Here is an 877-nt window from a genome sequence, read left to right as displayed (position 1 = left end):
ACCTCAATGGTTATTAGGTTGTATGGTTCCCTGTGCTCACTCCTCAATTGCCTATTGGTTACGTGTAGGTGCATTATTGCGGTTAGTGGCCTCTCCCAGTGGGCTGGCGGTATTGCTGTCCAGGTCTTCTCCGCATTGTAGTATGCGTCCCTACCGTAGTGGGCCTTGAAGCCCGGCTCCCTGAAGACCACGTTCTCCGGGCTGAAGTAGAGCACTGGGAATTCAACAAACAACTTATTCATGCTAATGAACTCACGCGGTATATCGAATGGGCTTTGGGTAATCAACGCGAAGTACCTGTTGTAGTTCCTACCGACCCTAACACTCGTTGTTAGGGTACTCTCACCAAGCCTGAAGTACAAATGAGCCTCATCAATGACTAAAATCAAGTTCCTGGCCTGGACAGAGTTGAGCACGGCTAGGAGTGATAGTACGTAGAACCAACGCTGAATAGGCGACAACCAACTCAAGTCAATGCCCACTGACTTACCAATCAACTCACCGTTGATTAAGCGATTAATGATTGGGTGGGTCTTGCTGAAGACCCAGTGGTTTAGGTAGGTCAACCTCCTAATCAATCCCCCCCTAGCACTGTTAACCTCATCCTCCCTCGCAAAGGCACCGCTACTAACCTGATCCTCCAGGTACTTGATTAATTCACCAATGGAGACCTCATTAACAGCCCGCGTTGCGGGCTTGCTTTCTTGCTCATTAATTGATTTACTGCTTAATTCATTGAGTGACTTCATGAACATGAACTCCATAGCCGGAGTCATGACGTATGGGAGCCTGGGGGGGAACCTCATTGTCAGCACCTCCTCAATAACGTCAAGAGCCTCCACATCACTCAAGAAATCCAGCGGGTTGAAGGGGGGGT

General features: G+C 49.1%; 1 pseudogene. It reads right to left on the bottom strand.

Annotated elements, in window-relative coordinates:
- Nucleotides 1–851: pseudogene (locus JCM11216_RS14200) on the bottom strand (ATP-binding protein); the annotation flags it as partial.
- Between the last annotated feature and the right edge of the window lie 26 nt (nt 852–877).

It is taken from the genome of Vulcanisaeta distributa JCM 11216 (assembly GCF_001315985.1).
Classification (GTDB): Archaea; Thermoproteota; Thermoprotei; order Thermoproteales; family Thermocladiaceae; genus Vulcanisaeta; species Vulcanisaeta distributa_E.
This window is presented reverse-complemented; position numbering and strand designations above follow the sequence as displayed.